The organism is Leeuwenhoekiella sp. MAR_2009_132 (assembly GCF_000687915.1).
GTDB lineage: Bacteria > Bacteroidota > Bacteroidia > Flavobacteriales > Flavobacteriaceae > Leeuwenhoekiella.
Genome location: NZ_JHZY01000004.1, coordinates 298,793 through 318,465, shown reverse-complemented (window position 1 = coordinate 318,465; position 19,673 = coordinate 298,793). Strand labels below are relative to the sequence as shown.

Here is a 19,673-nt window from a genome sequence, read left to right as displayed (position 1 = left end):
AGATGAAAAAGACAAGATATATAATAGGATGTCTGGTACTGCTGCTCGCGGTGACCAGTTGTCAGGATTTTTTAGAGGAGGAAAATGAGTCGTTTGCCGTTGCCGAAGAATTCTATCTTACAGCAGAAGGATATCAGTCGTTGATTAATGCAAATTATTCACAACTACGTGAACTTTACGGAAATGAACCATGGTTGTATGCCTGCGGAACAGATTTATATGCTGAAGGTCGTGATGCCGAACCTACGGGATTAAGCCAGTATACAGATCTTAACCCTTCATCTGAAGGTGTAGCAGCACTGTATGATAACGCTTATAAAGCGATTCAAACCGCAAATACCGCTATTTTTTATGCAGACTTAACTGCAAATACCAGTGTACTTACGCAGCAAATAGGACAGGTGCGCTATTTAAGAGCAAATGCCTATTTCTTATTGGTTCAAACTTATGGAGGTGTGCCTTTGGTTACAGAATATTTTAAAGAGCCGGTCCTTAGTTTTGACCGTGATTCTGCAGAGAATATCTACAGTTTTATTATCACTGAACTAGAAGGAGCACTAAATCAGGTAGCTACAGGTGCTTTTCAGGGAAAAGTAACACAGCGTGCCGTAAACCATTTATTAGCTAAAGTGTACTTAACCAGAGGTTATGAAGATTTTGGTACGCAGGCAGATTTTGATACGGCTGCAAGTTATGCAGATGCTGCGATTGCAGGAGAGCGTTTAACGCTGCCATTTGATGAATTATGGGCACCGGGTAATCCCACGTATGCAATTAATTCAGAAACATTATTTTCTGTACAATATGATCCTAAATCGGTGAGTACCGACCCTCAGACTTTGGGGCATCAACAAACATCGTATTTTGGACCGTATCAAGGTGGAACTGAAGTAGCTGGCAATGCACCGAGTAGAAGGTATTTATTATGTCCTACTCAATTTGCTATTGATTTGTTTACTGAAGACGATACCCGTTATAATGCGACATTTATGGTTGAGGTTTATAATCGTTATTTTGACTTTTACGATGTAGAAGATACGAGTACTCTTCCTGTAGCGCATTATTACGCACCAGCCTGGGAGGCAACTCCTGCAGACAAGGCTGCTTATATGGCTGCACATCCAGAAGCTGTTTATCACGACTATGGTAGTTATGTACCTTCAGTAAATCCTTCAACAGATTATCAAACTATTCCGGTTAGAAAATTTGATGATCCTGCAGCTCCATTTGGTGGAAGTACCAGCAGAAGAGATATTATTTTATCACGATTAGGAGAAACCTATTTAATCGCTGCAGAAGCATATCTTCAGGCAGGCGATCCGGCAACGGGTTTATTACGTCTTAACGAAGTACGTCGCCGTGCAGGAGTTGTACCAGCGCAAGCGGGAGACTTTGATATAGATTATATTCTTGATGAGCGTGGACGTGAATTATTAGGAGAGTATCACCGTTGGTTTGATCTAAAGCGTACCGGCAAATTGGTTGAGCGTGCTTCTGCTTATCACTATCTGGTTAATGAAGCTAATTTTCAAGGAGCTAACGGCGAATTAAAAATTCTTAGACCTTTACCACAAACCGCTATCGATTTAAATCAAAACAGAGATTTTCAACAAAATCCTGCGTATCAATAGCCTTAATTAATTGCAAAAACAAAGAAAAAAGCTTGCCGGTTTCGGTTAAGCTTTTTTCTGTTTTAGAATAATGCAGAATCTAAACCTTATGGAATATTTAAAACGGATATCACTCTTTGCCTATATACTCGCACAAAGCTTTACGAGTGCGGCTCAAAAAAGTATTTCGCAAGTTTGGGTTGCAGATCAGAAAAACGGTACCTATACAAATCCCATACTTCACGCAGATTATTCAGACCCAGATGTTGTGGGTGTTGATGGGGATTTTTATATGACGTCTTCAAGTTTTAATGCTGCTCCGGGATTACCAATATTACATTCCCGTGATTTGGTAAACTGGCAACTTATAAATTATGCATTACCCAGGCAGTTTCCAGATGAGGTATTTAGTATTCCGCAGCATGGTAATGGTGTTTGGGCACCCAGTATACGGTATCACAATAACGAATTTTACATCTTCTGGGGTGATCCTGATCAGGGGATTTTCCGCATTAAAACAAAAGATCCACGAGGTGAATGGGATGAGCCTGTTTTAGTATTCAAAGCTAAAGGAGCAATAGACCCATGTCCGCTTTGGGATGATGATGGTAATGCATATTTAGTACACGGGTGGGCAGGAAGTCGCGCCGGTGTAAAAAGCTTACTTACCGTACATAGAATGAATGTAGAAGCAACACAAGTTCTTGACGCCGGCAAGCACGTTTTTGATGGTCATGAAAATCACCCTACTGTAGAAGGGTCTAAATTTTACAAACGCAATGGCTACTACTATATTTTTGCACCTGCAGGCGGGGTAAGTACCGGCTGGCAATTAATTCTTCGATCTAAAAACGTGTATGGGCCTTATGAAGAGCAAGTCGTTTTAGAGCAGGGGAGTACATTGATTAATGGTCCGCATCAGGGAGCCTGGGTGGCAACTGGGCAGGGTGAAGACTGGTTTTTTCATTTTCAGGATAAAGATGTCTATGGTCGTGTGGTCCACCTTCAGCCTATATCGTGGAAAAATGATTGGCCGGTTATGGGTAAGGATTTTGATAATAATGGAATAGGAGAGCCGGTATTAGCCTATACAAAGCCGAAAGTAGACTTAATATATCCTATTGCAACACCACCTGAAACAGACGAATTTAATACCGATACTTTAGGAATACAATGGCAGTGGCAGGCAAATCCTAATGTAATGTGGAGTGCGCAAATACGCGGTAAAGAATACCTGCGCTTGTTTTCTATAAAGCCTGAAACACGACAACCAAATTTGTGGATGACGCCTAACTTACTCCTTCAGAAGTTTCCGTCACCACAGTTTACAGCAACTACACTTGTTAAATTAGAACCTGAAGAAGCAACTACGGGTAAACGGGCGGGCTTAATGATTTTTGGGATGCACTATGCAACACTCACCTTAACACACGATAAAGACGGATTTTTTATTGAGCAAACACAGGCGCTAGATGCAGAGAACGGTGCAGATGAGTTTACAAATGAGGTAAAACGAATTGCTACAAACACTGCTTATTTTAAAGTTGAAGTAAGTGCACCCGATGCGACTTGCAGGTTTAGCTATAGTGAAGATGGGAAAGCGTTTAAAAAAATAGGAAAAGCATTCACCGCCAAACCCGGAAAATGGGTGGGAGCAAAAGTGGGTATATTTAGCGTAAGCAGTCTAGATGCAAAACGTGGCGGTTACGCAGACTTTGATTTTTTTAGAATTATAAAATAAAAAAGCGATGTATAGAATTTTAAACCTGTTAACTCTTTTTTTAATACTTACCGGTAGTTGTATTGCACAGAAAAAGGAGATTGAGGTAAAACCTTACACGATTAGCACCACTTATCAGAAACTAAAAAAAGAGTATCCGTTTATCACACCGGTCACAACTTTAAAAGAAGGCCAATTTTCTGCGGAAGAAGACGTCGTTTATGCCCGTGTTTCTGGTAAAGATTTAAAAGCAGACGTGTATTACCCCAAGAATAAATCAGTAACAAGTCCAGCGGTTTTGCTGGTTTTTGGAGGTGGCTGGATTAGTGGAAGTAAAGAAAATGTAAGGCCTATGGCACAGCATTTAGCTAACAATGGGTTTGTAGCAGTTACTGCAGAATACCGTTTAAGCACAGATACACCTTTTCCCGGGGCGGTTTTAGATTTAAAAACGGCTTTACGATTTATGAGGGATCACGCAGAGAAGTACAACATCAATCCAGATCAAATTGCAATTCTGGGTAATTCTGCCGGTGCTCAACTGGCCACTTTAGTAGGAGTTACAGGTAATTCAAAAAGATTTGATAGTATAGATTATAAAACGTCAGATGTAGTGCAGGCAATTATTAATGTTGACGGTATCGTTTCTTTTATTCACCCGGAGGCTGAAGAAAGTGAGATCGCAGGGAAGTGGCTAGGCGGTTTACAGGATCAAAACCCAAAAAACTGGAGAGAAGCTTCTCCATTAGAATATGTAAATGCCACTACACCACCCACGCTTTTTATAAACAGTACCGTATCTCGTTTTCACGCTGGTCGTGATGATATGGTTTCTCAATTAAACGAGTACGGGATTTATAATGAAGTACATACCATCCCAGAAACACCGCATTCGTTCTGGTTAATGAATCCCTGGTTTGAAAAAACATTACAGTATAGCCTATCATTTTTAAACCGGATTTTTATTGCGGAAACAGCTCGTGTTTACCACAAGATTACAGTTGCTCAAGACGACAGTGGTGATTTTAAAAGTATACAGGAAGCCATAAATAGTACCCGCGATTTGGGTCCTGATTACGTACGTATATTTATAAAAAAAGGAATTTACAACGAGAAAATCACCATCCCAGCCTGGAAGCGAAAGATTGCCCTAATAGGAGAAGACCGTGATCAGGTTATTCTGGTAAACAGCGATTATTCAGGGAAAGTAGATGCGGTGACCCGGGAGGTTTTGAGTACGTTTACTTCGGCTACTTTAAAAGTTGAGGGACAGGATTTTTATGCTGAAAATTTAACCATACAAAATACGTGGTGTAATAAAGGTCAGGCAGTATCATTACACGCAGCAGGAGATCGTTCTGTATTTAAAAATTGTAAAATTTTAGGATGTCAGGATACTGTTTATACTGCCGGCGAAGACAACCGTATGCTATTTGAAAATTGCTATATTGAGGGAACTACAGATTTTATATTTGGGCAGGCAACCGCATTCTTTGACAATTGTGAGATTAAAAGTTTGGCAGATTCTTATGTTACGGCAGCTTCAACCCCAGCAAGACAGCAATACGGTTATGTATTTTCAGATTGTACACTTACTGCAGATGCTGCAGTCTCAAAAGTTTATCTAGGCAGACCCTGGAGACCCTATGCGAAAACCGTTTTTTTAAATTGTAAACTGGGAGCCCACATACTTCCCGAAGGATGGGAAGTCTGGGATGGCGATGTCATGTTTCCCCACAAAGAGCGCACGGTTTTTTATGCGGAATATAACAGCAGCGGTGCAGGAGCAAACCCGCAAGAACGCGTATGGTGGTCGCATCAGATTTATGAAAACGAGTTGGCACAATACACTAAAGCTTCCGTTTTAAATGGCCATGATAACTGGAATCCTGATGCATATTCTTCAATCTTAAACAATTAAAAAATGAATTTAAAACAGCTACTCTTTAGTTTCTTATTTGCTTGGGTTACGTTAGTTTCCGCGCAGCAAAAAACCACATTGTATCTCATAGGAGATTCAACAATGGCAGATAAAAAAAATCCTGAGGTTAATCCTGAACACGGCTGGGGACAAATGCTTCCGGGGCTTGTGAGTGATTCCTTAACTATAAGTAATCACGCAGTAAACGGTCGCAGTAGTAAAAGTTTTATAACAGAAGGCCGCTGGCAGGTAGTTTTAGATTCGTTGAAGACGGGGGATTATCTATTTGTACAATTTGGTCATAATGACGAAAAAATTTTAGACAGCACACGCTACACCTTCCCGTTTACACAATACCGCTACAATTTGGAGCGATTTGTAAACGAGTCACGAGCTAAAGGTGCGATTCCCGTTCTGCTGTCGTCTATTGTGCGACGTAATTTTAATGATGCCGGTGTTTTAGTAGATACCCACGGGGACTATCCGCTAGTAGCACGCATGACCGCAAAAGATCTTAATGTACCATTTATAGACCTTCAATTTCTAACAGAAAGACTTGAAAAAGGCTATGGAGTAGAAGATTCTAAACAGCTGCATTTGCATTTTGCAGCCGGTGAAAACACGTATTACAAAACCGAAAAACACGATGATACACACCTTTCTAAATTAGGGGCAACTTTGGTCGCTACATTGGCATTACAGGAAGTTGCACTACAGGATTTAGCATTAAAAACCTATATAAAAGATTCCGTTTTAAGCAAAGAAATTGTTTCTTTAAAAGACTAATCAATAACCAAAAAACCAAGAATATGAAATCGTTGATTTCTGTAGAGAATAAAATAATTGTAATTAGCGGAGCAACCGGTGTTCTGGGTGAATCGATGACCCGATCACTAGCTGAAGCAGGCGCTCACGTTGTAATTCTGGGGCGTAGCAAAGATAAAGTTGATGCGCTGGTAAGTAGCATTAAGCAACACGGGCACGAGGCCACCGGCGTAGTGGCAGATGTAACCAATAAAGAAGCTTTGACGCAGGTAAAAGAGGAGATTGCAGAACATTTAGGTTATATAGATGTTTTGATTAATGCCGCAGGCGGCAATATGGCCGGAGCTTTAATTATGCCTAACCAAACGCTTGCAGATGCAGACTTAGAGCAGATGCGTAAGGTGATCGATTTGAATTACATAGGAACCTTCTTACCTACGCAGATTTTTCTCCCGTTGTTAGAAAAGTCAGTAAAAGCGTGTGTTGTTAATATCTCATCAGTTGCAGCACATTTACCTCTTACACGGGTGATGGGCTATGCTTCAGCAAAATCTGCTATTGAAAATCTTACTCAGTTTCTGGCAGTTGAATTTGCACAAAAGCAGGAAAATCCGGTTCGGGTAAATGCACTGGCGCCAGGCTTTTTCTTAACCGAGCAAAACCGTGATTTATTAACCAATAAAGATGGGAGTCTTACCGATCGAGGTGAGAAAATCATCGCACATACACCACTGGGAAAATTTGGTAATCCTGAAGATTTAAATGGTGCCATTCACTGGTTGTGCAGCGATGCCGCAAGTTTTGTTACCGGAACAGTTGTCACTGTAGATGGTGGTTTTAAAGTATTTGCAGGCGTTTAATGCTGCATTTTAATTTCAAATTTAGAATTAGGCAGATGCTGTTGCGATCTGTTATCCTTTAAAATTTATAAGATGAATCAAACAATGCGTTGGTACGGGCCTAAAGATCCTGTATCGCTTCAAGATATAAGACAGGCAGGTGCAACCGGTGTGGTACACGCAATGCACGAAATTAAAAACGGAGAAATCTGGACACTCGAAGCGCTTGAGAAGCGTAAAGCCGAAATTAATGCGGCAGGTTTAGACTGGCATGTGGTTGAAAGTTTACCGGTAACCGAGCCTATGAAAACCCGAACCGGAGTGTTTCAGCAGCATATAGAGAATTACAAGATTTCGCTTCAGAATTTAGGTAAGATAGGTGTAAATGTGGTGTGTTATAATTTTATGCCCGTGTTAGACTGGACGCGTACTCAACTGGCATATCCGCTGGCAAACGGAGCAACGGCATTGCGTTTTGAATGGGCACTTTTAGCAGCTTTTGACTGTTTTATGCTTAAACGTAAAAATGCAGAGCGAGACTATAAGGAGTCTATACTTGCAGATGCGAAACATTTTATGAATACCGCTTCTGAAGCAGAAAAAAAGAAATTAGAAAGTGCGATAATCGCCGGACTACCTGGAGCAGAAGAAGGGTATACCTTAACTGCTTTTCAAGAAGCTTTAGATACTTATGCAACTATTGACGAGGCTAAAGCTCAAGAACATTTGAAGCTATTTTTAGATGCAGTCTTACCCACTGCAGAGCAGGCAGGTGTAGCGATGGCGATACACCCAGATGATCCGCCGCACGCGTTCTTTGGCTTGCCACGTATTATGAGCAAAGCTTCAGATGTTGCTCGTTTACTGGCAGATAATTCTAGTGCTTTTAACGGAATTACCTTTTGCACCGGCTCTTTTGGAGCACGACCAGATAATGATTTGGTACAAATGGTTAAAGACTATGGCAGCCACATTCATTTTATACATTTGCGCAGTACAAGACGCGATACCAGCGGCAGTTTTTATGAAGACAATCATTTAGAAGGTGACGTGCCTATGCCGGCTGTGATTTATGAATTATTAGAGGTAGAAAAGCAATGCGGTAAACAATTACCTATGCGTCCTGATCACGGGCATCAAATGCTCGATGATTTAAAGAAGCCTTTGGCGCACCCGGGATATACCGCAATTGGCCGTTTAAAAGGTCTGGCAGAATTACGTGGCGTTATTGCCGGAATCGAATATATGCAAAACCGATAATCAATGTCCATAAAATGGGAAAGCGATTTATTTTTTAAATCTAAAAAAGCTAATTGGGAGCAGGCAGATAGCGGGATTACCCGTCAGATTGTAGCACATAACCAAGACCTTATGGTCGTAAGTGTAAAATTTAAACCCGGAGCCATAGGCCGTATTCACGACCATTTGCACACACAAGGATCTTATGTGGCTTCGGGAAAATTTAAGATTACTATAAATGGTAACAGCGAAATTCTGGAAGCCGGTGATGGTTTTTACGTTCCCCCACACGCACCCCACGGTGCCGAATGTCTGGAAGAAGGGATTCTCATAGACGCCTTTAATCCGGCTCGGGAAGATTTTTTATAAAACTTGAAAAGCGGCTTTTTAGCTGCTTTTTTTTTGCGCTAACGCTGAATTTGTATTAGAATATAATGATGAAAATTTCGAGCTAATTAGTTACAAATGAGGAAAGCTGTAATTACTGTTTAAAATTATATACTATCTTGTTGATATAATTACAGATAATTATTAATCTATGAGTTATTAGCCTGCTATTTATATTTTAAGGATGAAAAAAACACTACTAATTTTAACTGTTATGTTCGGTTTTTTTGCGGCGTTTGCTCAGGAAGAAGACGGTTCCCAACAAGATATTCTTCTCAGCCAATTATCAAAAAATGCTTGTGAGTGTATAGATGCTATAAGTACTTACGATAAGCATAGGGCAGAGGTTGCTTTAGAAATCAATAAATGCCTTGACGAGTTAGCCGGTGTATACCAGATGGGTTCAAAATTTCAAAATATAAATCCTGATAAAGATGCGGTGGTAAGTGAAGATGGTAAACAAAAAATAGATATTGTTATAAATACAAATAAGGAGTCTGATGAATACAAAGATTATTATTATACAGTAGAGCGTTATATGATGCAAAATTGTATGGCTTTAAAAGAGACGATTACAAGTAATGACAAACAAAGCGATAAATCACTGTCTGAAAATCGCAAAGCCTATATGTATTATGTTGATGGTGTCGATGCTTCAGAAAATGAAGAATTTGCGAAGGCTGCCGCCTATTTTGAAAAAGCAGTCAAAGAAGATCCTGATTTTGCTTTTGCTTGGGACAATCTGGGATTGATGTATAGAAAGCTCAACAAATTTGACGAAGCAATCGCAGCTTATGAAAGCTCGCTAAAAGTTGATCCCTATGGTTTGATGCCCTTACAAAATATTGCCATCGTTTATCAGTATAAAGAAGACTACACCAACGCTCTAAAATCGTATGAACGTCTGGCAGCAATAGATGCCAGTAATCCTGAGGTATTTTACGGTATAGGAACCATTTATGCACTGAAACTAAATGAATATGAGAAAGGGCTTGAGGCAATGTGTAAGGCCTATAAGCGCTATATTGAACTTAAATCGCCCTACAGAGCAGATGCTGAAAAAGTGATGCGTATTATTTATGCTGAAATGAAAGAAGCAGGTAATGAAGCACAATTTAATGAGATCTTAGAAGCAAATGATATTAATACGGATTAGGATGTGAAGAGTACATAAACTAGAGAATTTTCAATCTGACAATACTTTTGTTTTTTTAACTACAACTAAACCTAAGCTTCCTTAATTTTACTAGATGATACTAATAATAGGTGCGGGTTTAAGTGGGTTGTTAACAGGATACCGTTTACAGCAAAAAGAAATTCCTTTTAAAATTTTAGAGGCCAGAGATCGGGTAGGAGGAAGAATACATACCGCGTTTGATACCGCTGAGACGCCGGTAGAAATGGGAGCTACCTGGTTTGGTGATCAACATACATATTTAATCGCTTTACTAAAGGAGCTTGGCCTTTCTTCTTTTGAACAGTATATGACGGGTACGGTGTTTTTTCAGCCGTTTTCTACTTCTCCGGCACAATCTATTCAAGTACCCAGCCAACCGCCCAGTTATCGTATTGCCGGCGGCACTTCGCATTTGATACAAACACTTTATAAAAAGTTAGATGAAAATGCGGTTTTACTCAATCAGCCTGTAAACGAAATTCAGTTTCATTTTGATAAAGTAGTCGTTAAAGCAGATGATGTTTTTGAAGCTGATAAAGTGGTTCTTGCACTTCCGCCAAAATTGTGGTCTAAGCGTATTCAATTTTCACCGGCTTTACCCGACTTAATAACACATACGGCACAACAAACACAAACCTGGATGGAAGATTCTATCAAAGTGGCACTAACGTTTAAGACACCATTCTGGGAAGAAAATAAGCTATCGGGAACCCTATTTAGCAATACCGGACCTATAACTGAATTTTACGACCACTGCGATCACAAGCGTTCTAAATATGCGTTGTGTGGTTTTATGAATGCTTCTTTTAAGTTGCTTGATGCTACTGAACGCCAGATGCGGGTTATGAGCCAGTTACAAAATGTTTTTGGCGAACCGGTAACCCATTTTATTGAATATAAAGAATGCATCTGGAGCCGGGAAACGCATACCTATGAATCTTCTGAGAGTCCGCTTTTTCCTCATCAAAATAATGGGAATCCTGTTTTTCAGGATTCATTTTTTGAAGACAGATTACTGGTGTCGGGTTCAGAGACGGCAACTGAGTTTCCGGGATATATGGATGGTGCTGTATATGCAGCAAATGAAACCGTTCAAAAATTAATAGATGGTAAAAACCCTTAAAATAAATTAGCCTATGCAACAAACCACTACTCCTCAGGAATCTGTAGAAAACCTGACAGACCGTGAAATATTTACTCGAATATGGGTATTTCCGCGGGAAGTTTTCAAATATATAGAAGCTAAAAAATACGACGAGCATGTTTATGTGTTGCTCATTTTAGCGGGTATTGTGCGCGGCTTTGACCGCGCTATCGAAAAAGATTTAGGAGATAATTTAAGTTTGGGAGCCGTACTGGGTTTTAGTATTGTAGGCGGTGCTTTACTGGGGTGGGTTTCGTATTATATTTATGCTTCGTTACTTAGTTATACCGGTAAATGGATAGGTGGTAGAGCAGATTCTAAAGGTATTCTACGGGTATTGGCCTACGGGTCGTTACCTATGATTTTAACCCTTGTATTTTTAGTTCCACAGGTAGGTATTTACGGAATAGCATTATTTCAGGCAGATGGAGATATTACCAGCGGCGGAATGTTAGAAAATATTGCATTCTGGGGTTCGGTTTTATTAGAAACGGTTCTGGTAATTTGGTCGCTTGTTCTCATAATTATAGGTATTTCTGAAGTGCAACAAAGCTCAATAGCTACTGCAATCTTAAATCTGCTATTGCCTATAGTTATTTTCATCTTACCCATTTTACTTATTGCGGGTCTTTTTTCAGTATTATAAACTAAAATATGTACAAAAAGCTGGTAGTTTTAGTTGCTTTAGTGTTTTTAAGTTCTTGCGCTGCTAAGTTAAATGGTTTACAGGTGTATCAGGATTTAATTAATCGCGAACCTATTACAGATTTTAAATCCTATCTACCGGAAGAAACACCGCTTTTAAAATCTAATACCGACTATAAATTCAGTTTAAAAGTAGAAGATCCTGTACTTATTTATAAAGCCGATTCGTTGACTCGATCTAATTTTAAAATGCTTCACTTTGCTCCGAAACCAGATAGCATTTATCGTATTTCGGTATATAGTCTATGCGATTGTTTAGGCATTAAAAAACAGTTATTTGTACCTCAAATGCGGCTAGCAGACATTGAGGGTAATAGTTTTAAGGCGAACCTGGTGGCGCAGAAAATAGACTATCCTAAAAAAAGTAAGGCAAAGGCACTTTCATTTATGCGAGAATATGTTTTGGTAGATTCATTACCAGAGACGCTACGTATTTATATCTATGCAGACAACTCGAGACCGGGTCAGGAAGTAGATAAATTTTCAGTTAATACATTGGCCGGTTTGTTTCCGCTTACGATACCTTTTTCTCTAAAATCTACTACTGTAGGAGATTTTGTCATTCGCGTTTCGGCAGCGCATAAACTTAGCCCATTGTAAGGTATACGCTGTATTTACGACTAGTATCTGGTAACCCCTATAAATTATAACATGACACCAAATACAATGAAAGTCGAAATATGGAGTGATATCATGTGTCCGTTTTGCTATATAGGCAAGCGTAATTTTGATAAAGCTTTAGAGCAGTTTTCACATCGTGACCGCATAGAAGTTATATGGAAGAGTTTTTCATTAGCACCAGATCTTAAAACAGATGCTTCGATACACAGCAAACAGTATTTACAAGATCGCAAGGGTATGAGTGCAGAGCAGGCACAAAATGCGATAGATCACGTAACCGATTATGCTAAGGCAACCGGCCTTGATTTTGATTATGATAAGGTAATTGTCGCAAATACACATAAAGGGCACCAATTGATACATCTTGCCGGTCAGCAAGGTCTGCAGGATGCTATGAAAGAACGCTTGTTGAAAGCATATTTTATAGACGGTTTAAATGTAGATGATACAAATGTGCTGGTACAGTTGGGCGTAGAAGTAGGCCTTACTGAAGAAGCGATACATACCGAATTGAGAGAAGAGAACTTTGCTGCTTTTATAGAGCAGGACATAGCAGAAGCACAGCAACTGGGAGTAAGCGGTGTTCCGTTCTTTGTTTTTGACCGAAAATATGCGGTTTCAGGAGCACAACCCGAAGAGCAATTTTCTGAAGTTATTGATAAAGCATATAGCGAGTGGCACGCTAAACACAATTCATTAGAATTTGAAGTGATGCAAGGGCAGAGCTGCGATGCAGATGGAAATTGTGATTAAGAAAAATAGAACTAGTACATTTTTGATGAGCGCTTTCAGAACCCTGAAAGCGTTTTTTTTTAGTGCACGGTAAATTTTAAACGATTTGTTCTAGTTTCTCTCAGAGTAAGTTCGTTTTAAAAGCCTTATTTTGTTATCACTCATACTCTATTTAAAAATGCACAACAGTTTTAAGATTGTAAATAGACTGCTCGTAGTTTTAACCGTACTTGGTATAAGTATGCTTTTGATTACTTGTAAACAAAAATCTGAAACCGTTTTAAGTATCGCAACTGCGGCAAATATGCAGTTTGCGATTCACGAATTAGCAGCAGACTTTACGGCCAAAACAGGTGTAAAATGCCAGATTGTAATAAGTTCATCTGGTAAACTTACCGCTCAGATTAAAGAAGGCGCGCCCTATGATATTTTTGTAGCGGCAGATCTAACCTATCCGCAGGCGGTATATGATGCCGGGATGGCGATAAATCCTCCTAAGATATATGCATACGGTAAACTGGTTTTATGGTCCTATTCAGACGAGTCATTGCCTATTTTACGTATGCTTACCAGTGCTTCTATACAGCATATTGCACTGGCAAACCCTGAGACTGCACCCTATGGCAGTGCGGCTATTTCAGTATTAAAAAGTCAGCATTTATACGATTCTATCTCCCATAAGTTGGTTTATGGCGAAAGCATAGCTCAGACGAATCAATTTATAACTTCTGGCGCAGCCGAGATAGGCTTTACAGCATTAGCAGTAGTAAAATCTCCTGCACTTAAAAACAAAGGTAACTGGGCTATTATCGATGAAAAACTTTACGATCCCATAGCTCAGGGCGTGGTGGTGCTTAACCGGGAAGGCGCAAACTTAAATGCGGCAGCGGCTTTTTATGATTATCTTTTTTCGCCTGAAGCGCAGAAAATACTTTCAGATTTTGGATATTCGGGAAATGAATAAACTACACGGTCATATACACGCTTTGGAAGTAAGCGGCAATTTAACGATAGTTGAGGTTGCTGTGACTTCTGAGTTATTTCTCAAAGCAATCGTGATTGATACCCCGCAAACTGCAGACTATTTACAAAAAGGACATAAAGTATCGCTTGTCTTTAAAGAAACTGAAGTAATTATAGGAATAGGTGAACAATCTAATGTGAGTTTGCAAAATCAACTACCTGCGACCATTTTAGGTATTGAAAAAGGAAAATTATTAAGTAAAATCAAACTCAGTACTACTGCCGGTGCTCTTACTTCAATCATAAGTACAGCAGCAGTTATGAAGCTAAATCTTGCGGTCTCAAGTGAGGTTGTAGCAATGGTTAAGTTAAACGAAGTTATGCTACGTAGATTATGAATTGGGAACCTCTGTTGCTCACATTTAAACTTGCTCTGGTGGTTACTTTAATTTTATTAATCATCGCAACTCCCATTGCCTACTGGCTTAGCAACTCTAAATCCCGTTTAAAACCGGTCGTAGAAACTTTAGTAAGTATGCCTCTGGTTTTACCGCCCACCGTTTTAGGATTCTATTTTTTAATGGCATTTAGTCATAATAATGGGGTGGGAAGTTGGTTAAATTCTGTTTTGGGTATAAAACTGGTTTTCTCATTTACAGGATTAGTAATTGCTTCAGTAATTTACAGTTTACCGTTTATGGTGCATCCTATACAATCTGGTTTGAGTTCGATCTCCAAGTCGATTACAGAAGCTTCTTATGTAATGGGAAAATCAAAATGGGAAACCTTATTTAAAATTCAGTTACCTCAAATTAAACCGGCAATACTAACCGGTATAGTATTGTCTTTTGCGCATACGGTAGGAGAGTTTGGTGTGGTTTTGATGATAGGTGGAAACATTCCCGGTAAAACAAAAGTAGCATCTATAGCAATTTACGATGAGGTGGAAGCACTTAATTATGACGCGGCTAATTTTTACTCGTTGGTACTTTTTGCAATTACTTTTTGCATACTGCTTTTGGTTTATCTCGTAAACGGAAACTACTTTAAAAGCTTCTTCAAATGATAAAACTTGATCTCAGCAAAACGTTACAGGCGGCAGAAGGGGAAATGCTATTACGTTTAAATCTACAAATTGAAGCGGGCGAGTTTGTAAATCTTTACGGTCCTTCGGGTGTGGGTAAAACCTCGACCTTACGTATGATTAGCGGTTTAATGAAACCCGATTCAGGAACTCTTAGTGTTCATGAGGAAGTTTGGTTTGATGCCTCAAAAAAAGTAAATCTTCAGCCTCAAAAACGAAAAGTAGGCTATGTCTTTCAGGATTATGCCTTGTTTCCGCATATGACGGTTCTTGAGAATTTAGAGTTTGCTAAAGCGAAAGGAAGCCAGAATAACCCAATCCCAGATCTTTTAGAACTTATGGAGTTGGGCCAGTTGCAAACCCGTAAGCCCGATACATTAAGCGGTGGTCAAAAACAGCGCGTCGCGTTGGCACGTGCACTCGTTCAAAAACCTGAAATTCTATTGCTTGATGAGCCGCTGGCCGCTTTAGACACTACAATAAGATACAAGCTGCAGGAATATCTTAAACGCGTACATAACGAATTTAATTTAACCACGATTCTTATCTCTCACGACATTAGCGAAATTGTAAAACTAGCAGATCGCGTGGTTTGTTTAGAAAATGGTTTAATTGCAAAACAAGGAACTCCCGAGCAGGTATTTATTAATCAAAATCTAAGTGGAAAATTTAAATTCACTGGTGAAGTTCTAAAAATAGATATAGAAGAAATTATAGGCATTGTAACGGTGCGCATTCATACCGAAGTCGTTAAAGTGGTCATTCAACATGAGGAGGCAGAACACTTAAAACCCGGAGACAAGGTGCTGGTTGTTTCTAAAGCATTCAACCCGTTACTCTATAAATTAGAAGGATAGTTTAGTATTTAACATTTTTTATTTTCAGAAAAACAAGTAGTCTCGTTTCTAAAATTTTAAAGCGTCTAGAATTCTCATTTTTACTTCAGGTTAAAATGATAATGTTGTAAAGCAAAAAATCCTGCTTTGTTAAAAGCAGGATTTTGATTTGATTTAAATTGTGTTTTCAATTTTAGAACGCAAAACCTAAAGTAAAAACTAAGCGGTTAGACTCATCACTCAAGTAGTAACCCACATTTGCGGTAAGTGCCTTAAATCCGTTTATAAATACAGAACCCCCATAACTGTTGTGCCATTGGTCTGAATTATCATTTTCCGTCCATACACGGCCGTAATCAAAACCTGCAGAAACACCTATACGTAGTGGTATAAAGTTGGTTTTAATTTCAGAAAGTCCTACTCGTAAATCGGTGCTTTGATAAAATGATGTTTGCCCATTAAAACGCTCATTACGAAAACCTCTTAAACTTTGATTTCCGCCTAAAGTTGCCCCGTGGTAAAACTCGTAGTTATCTCCAAAGTTCATATGTGCACCTACTTTTGTTGCTAAAACTGCCATTCCGCTAGGGTGTAAGGGTATATCAACAGAAAGGGTTGGTTTTAGGTAGGTAAACTCGTTGTTGTATTCATCAATATTAGACTTGTAACCCGCAACCAGATCAAACTGATACCCTCTTCTAATAAAAGCAATCTCACCTGCTTTGTTTTTATACTGAAAACTGGCTTCTGCACCGGCATAGGTTTGATTGTCAAACACATCATCTGTAGGGTTTAAATTTACAGGAGGTATATTAATACCTGTAACACCGTTTATGTCGTACTCAACATTAAGGGACTCAATACCGGCACCTAAACTAATAGTTACATTATCCTTTCTGTATTTTAAAGATGGAAAGACACTCCATTGTTTGATGCGTACCCGGTTAAAATCGCGATCTACGGCATCATCGTCATAAAACGTGTCGTTTCCGGTTCCAAAATAATTGATTGCATAATTAGGACTGGTGTAGCGTGCATCTAAGGCAAAATTCCAGTTGTAAAATACGTGAGCAAATTCTCCCTGATAAATAAGTTCAAAACCGTTGGTTGCTGAATAAAATTGTGCTGTTATAGATTGTTGAGTTGAGAACGGGTTATTAGCCAAACCATACGTTGTATAGGTGTCTTTTACACCTACTTTAAAACCGGCATCCGGGTCAAAACCAATACTTGGGAACAATGTGTTTGCATTTAATTTACGAGAAGCATCATTGTAGTTATTAATTGTATAACTATCAACTAACCATTTGCGTGTAACCGAATTGGTAAATGTGTTTTTCTTACTCTTGTAATCATACACTTTTGCACGTTTAGTATTTTCAAAATCGTAAATGTCATTATTTTCTCCTCCTAAAATTTTAAGCGGAATATAATGGTCGCCGGTTCCTATAATTTTAAAGGTGTCGTCATCATCAAGACCGTAAATCCAGATTTCTTTAGTAAGTGATTGATCATACGTTCTTTCAAAAATAACATCTTCTGAAGTAGTTAATCTTACCGTTGTTTTTCCGTCTGGTTGGCGTGTGATTAAGAAGTCATCTTTTTCACCGGTTCCGGTAATAATCTGGTGACTCATTAAATAATCGTAATACCGTTTTGCGATAGATTTAAGATTATCACGACGCCCTTTCAAACTACGTTTGATGTTAACAATGCTTTCATCTTGTGCAGCTTCGGGAAGCGTAGCAAAAGCTTTATCAATTGTTTCGTCAGTTAGATTTTCCTGAATAAATTGTACTTGCTTTTCCCAGTCTGCCCAGGTGATTTCCTTTAAAAATGCCTGATCAAGAGGATATGCGTAACGACTCATCCATTTGACATTATCAACATCATCATCATATTTTTCCATAGAGCGAAAATCAATCATCCCCATTTTTAAAATACTAAGTACGAGACCGTCGTATTTAGGAAACGCCTGATCGCGGTCACGACGAATAGCTTTATATGATTTGTTACCGTCTTCTTTCTCGTACTCGGCCCAACGCCATTGGTCATAGTGACGGTCGTAGTCACCTACAATAAAATCCATGAGGCGTATCTTTAAATACGTGGGTTCATCTACCTGATTCTTCTTAGAATCGCGGGTTTCTGCCAGTAAATCTTTTGTACTTATAATATCGTCTGCATTACCAAAACGTGAAAAATCTTTATTCTCATCACCTGCATGAGCTTCAAACATATAAAGCTTGTCACCATAATCTTCATTGTAAATGCCCAGCTGTTTCTGTTTTGGTAAGTAATAGAGTTTAGGTTGTGCATTGTAAATATCTAAACTATCAAAAATAGGATTTAAAGCAAACGGGGCATAGGGTTGTGCAGTGGTGTAAAAGTCCTGTACAATATCTTCTGCAATGGTATTCTGCATAAAGTCTTCTACATAATGATCTTTAATTTTAGACTGAATAAAACGTACCGCACTTTTACGAATTTCACGAGCTGTATATTCATGTTCTTCATCATCTATAAGGCGAAGCGAGTGCGATTGATTACCACCGCCTTCTGAAATTGCACGAAGATTGCCGGGTAATTTTGACAAATCAAGTACAGGGACTTCAACTTCTCTACTGTACAAATCGCGGTAATGATTACCCCATAGCATTCGGTAAAATCCACTTTTGTTTGTTTCTTCTTTAGTGTAGATCGAAGTTTTAAATGTAGGCCCAAGATTACTAATGTCAGGATAGGTTACATCTTTAGGCTGTGTTTGCTCAGAGCGTATTACTTTTTCAAATAATTTTTTAGTTTCTCCTTTACCAGTTTCAAAAAACTCAACCTTAGTACTGCGATTTTTATAAACCGTAAGTCGTGCAAAACCATTTGTTTTAGCCGCAAACTCATCATCTTTTGTGTTGCGCACCTTATCGAGTTTTGCAGATGCAGCCCCACTTATAATTTGAGGAACATCGTGATGAGTAAGGTATTGAAGGTTTCTGTCACTTGCCGAAACAAAAATCACATCAGGAAACATACCTGCCAGGGTTTCTAAAGTACCGCCTAGCTTCTCACGTTCATTGCTATGAAAATCCTCTTTGCTAGTACCTCCTATACTCTCAATAAAACTTTGTTTAGAGTTTGAGGAAACCGAGTGATACACCGCAACTATCACCGTTTTATTTTGCTCGTCTTTTAAATCATCTTTAAACTTTGCAAAAAAATCATCACGAGTTTTAATGTCACACTTGTTGTTGAGATACAGATGATCATCCCAATCTTCAAGAAACCACTGTGAATCTATCATCAACAGTTCGGTGTTTTTCATACCTAGATCTTCAATTTCGCGAGGACAACCGTCATTAGGCCAGAATTTGACTTTGCTATGGTCTTGTATAAAAGACTCCATATCGTCTATATTTTCGTGCCCATTCTTATTCCATTCATTTTCCCCGGGCATAAAAATTACGTTCCCATTAAAATCACTTAAGGGTTGCATTATACTTTTTTCAAGAAGTTCTTCAGTTTTCTTTTGATCAGATTTTTTTGGGGGATACCCATCTTTAGTGATGTTTCCTAAAGCTACGAAAGTTGCATTTTTATCGCTTTTAGACATTGCATTGATAGCCTGTAAAACTGATTGGGTAGGATTACCCGTCTGCAATTCTGTATTGCCTGTAAAATAAAAAACCTGTTCAATTTCCTGTTTCTGAGCAAAACCAAATTGGCTTATTAAGAGTATAAGAGCTAAAAATAAATATGCTTTATTAATCTGTGAGGGTACCGCGGGTGCGTATTTGTGAATCATATGGTGGAGGTGAAATTTTATAAATCGAAAGTATAGTAAATATGTTAATGCTTAAAAACTTTTAACCCTCTATAACACTGTTTTAATGAAGTGTTAAGAGTTTTTAAATTACAGCTCTAAAAATTCAATCA

Annotated in this window: 17 protein-coding genes; 16 read left to right on the top strand and 1 reads right to left on the bottom strand. The window is 38.8% G+C overall.

What is annotated here, in order from left to right; genetic code table 11:
• Positions 1 to 2 precede the first annotated feature (2 nt).
• The 16 genes from P164_RS09765 (at position 3) to P164_RS09690 (ending at position 15,764) form a co-directional block, all read left to right on the top strand.
• Positions 3 to 1,631: a RagB/SusD family nutrient uptake outer membrane protein gene (locus P164_RS09765; protein ID WP_028376208.1), complete on the top strand. Its 1,629-nt coding sequence runs from the start codon at positions 3 to 5 to the stop codon at positions 1,629 to 1,631.
• An 88-nt stretch (positions 1,632 to 1,719) separates the two neighbouring features.
• Positions 1,720 to 3,351, top strand: a complete 1,632-nt coding sequence (locus P164_RS09760; RefSeq protein ID WP_035899729.1) for a glycoside hydrolase 43 family protein — start codon at positions 1,720 to 1,722, stop codon at positions 3,349 to 3,351.
• 7 nt (positions 3,352 to 3,358) lie between these two features.
• On the top strand, positions 3,359 to 5,251 hold the full coding sequence (locus P164_RS18980) for a pectinesterase family protein (protein ID WP_081817360.1): 1,893 nt from the start codon (positions 3,359 to 3,361) through the stop codon (positions 5,249 to 5,251).
• Between the two features lie 3 nt (positions 5,252 to 5,254).
• On the top strand, positions 5,255 to 6,037 hold the full coding sequence (locus P164_RS09750; RefSeq protein WP_051621327.1) for a rhamnogalacturonan acetylesterase: 783 nt from the start codon (positions 5,255 to 5,257) through the stop codon (positions 6,035 to 6,037).
• A 23-nt stretch (positions 6,038 to 6,060) separates the two neighbouring features.
• On the top strand, positions 6,061 to 6,876 hold the full coding sequence (locus P164_RS09745; protein WP_028376205.1) for an SDR family oxidoreductase: 816 nt from the start codon (positions 6,061 to 6,063) through the stop codon (positions 6,874 to 6,876).
• A gap of 72 nt (positions 6,877 to 6,948) precedes the next feature.
• Positions 6,949 to 8,115: a mannonate dehydratase gene (uxuA, locus tag P164_RS09740; RefSeq protein WP_028376204.1), complete on the top strand. Its 1,167-nt coding sequence runs from the start codon at positions 6,949 to 6,951 to the stop codon at positions 8,113 to 8,115.
• Positions 8,116 to 8,118: 3 nt separating this feature from the next.
• Entirely contained in the window at positions 8,119 to 8,463 is a 345-nt protein-coding gene (locus P164_RS09735; protein WP_051621326.1) for a cupin domain-containing protein, read from the top strand.
• Positions 8,464 to 8,665: 202 nt separating this feature from the next.
• The gene (locus P164_RS09730) at positions 8,666 to 9,637 is read left to right on the top strand and encodes a tetratricopeptide repeat protein (RefSeq protein WP_028376202.1); all 972 of its coding nucleotides are present in this window, start codon (positions 8,666 to 8,668) and stop codon (positions 9,635 to 9,637) included.
• 94 nt (positions 9,638 to 9,731) lie between these two features.
• Positions 9,732 to 10,781 carry a flavin monoamine oxidase family protein gene (locus P164_RS09725; RefSeq protein WP_028376201.1) on the top strand — a complete coding sequence of 350 codons (1,050 nt, stop codon included), beginning with the start codon at positions 9,732 to 9,734 and terminating at the stop codon, positions 10,779 to 10,781.
• A 13-nt stretch (positions 10,782 to 10,794) separates the two neighbouring features.
• A complete protein-coding gene (locus P164_RS09720) occupies positions 10,795 to 11,448 on the top strand; it encodes a Yip1 family protein (RefSeq protein ID WP_028376200.1) in 654 nt (217 codons plus the stop codon).
• A gap of 8 nt (positions 11,449 to 11,456) precedes the next feature.
• Entirely contained in the window at positions 11,457 to 12,107 is a 651-nt protein-coding gene (locus P164_RS09715; RefSeq protein ID WP_028376199.1) for a hypothetical protein, read from the top strand.
• 51 nt (positions 12,108 to 12,158) lie between these two features.
• On the top strand, positions 12,159 to 12,881 hold the full coding sequence (locus tag P164_RS09710; protein ID WP_028376198.1) for a DsbA family oxidoreductase: 723 nt from the start codon (positions 12,159 to 12,161) through the stop codon (positions 12,879 to 12,881).
• A gap of 130 nt (positions 12,882 to 13,011) precedes the next feature.
• A complete protein-coding gene (gene modA / locus P164_RS09705; RefSeq protein ID WP_234405846.1) occupies positions 13,012 to 13,824 on the top strand; it encodes a molybdate ABC transporter substrate-binding protein in 813 nt (270 codons plus the stop codon).
• Entirely contained in the window at positions 13,817 to 14,221 is a 405-nt protein-coding gene (locus P164_RS09700; protein WP_051621325.1) for a molybdopterin-binding protein, read from the top strand. Before modA ends, P164_RS09700 begins: the two co-directional genes overlap by 8 nt.
• A complete protein-coding gene (gene modB, locus P164_RS09695; protein ID WP_028376195.1) occupies positions 14,218 to 14,889 on the top strand; it encodes a molybdate ABC transporter permease subunit in 672 nt (223 codons plus the stop codon). The genes P164_RS09700 and modB overlap by 4 nt, the downstream gene beginning before the upstream one ends.
• Entirely contained in the window at positions 14,886 to 15,764 is an 879-nt protein-coding gene (locus tag P164_RS09690; protein WP_028376194.1) for a sulfate/molybdate ABC transporter ATP-binding protein, read from the top strand. Before modB ends, P164_RS09690 begins: the two co-directional genes overlap by 4 nt.
• 172 nt (positions 15,765 to 15,936) lie before the next feature.
• On the opposite strand, the gene P164_RS09685 is transcribed toward P164_RS09690, so the two are convergent.
• Positions 15,937 to 19,542 (bottom strand): ShlB/FhaC/HecB family hemolysin secretion/activation protein, encoded by a 3,606-nt coding sequence (locus tag P164_RS09685; protein WP_028376193.1) that lies wholly within the window; start codon positions 19,540 to 19,542, stop codon positions 15,937 to 15,939.
• Positions 19,543 to 19,673 lie beyond the last annotated feature (131 nt).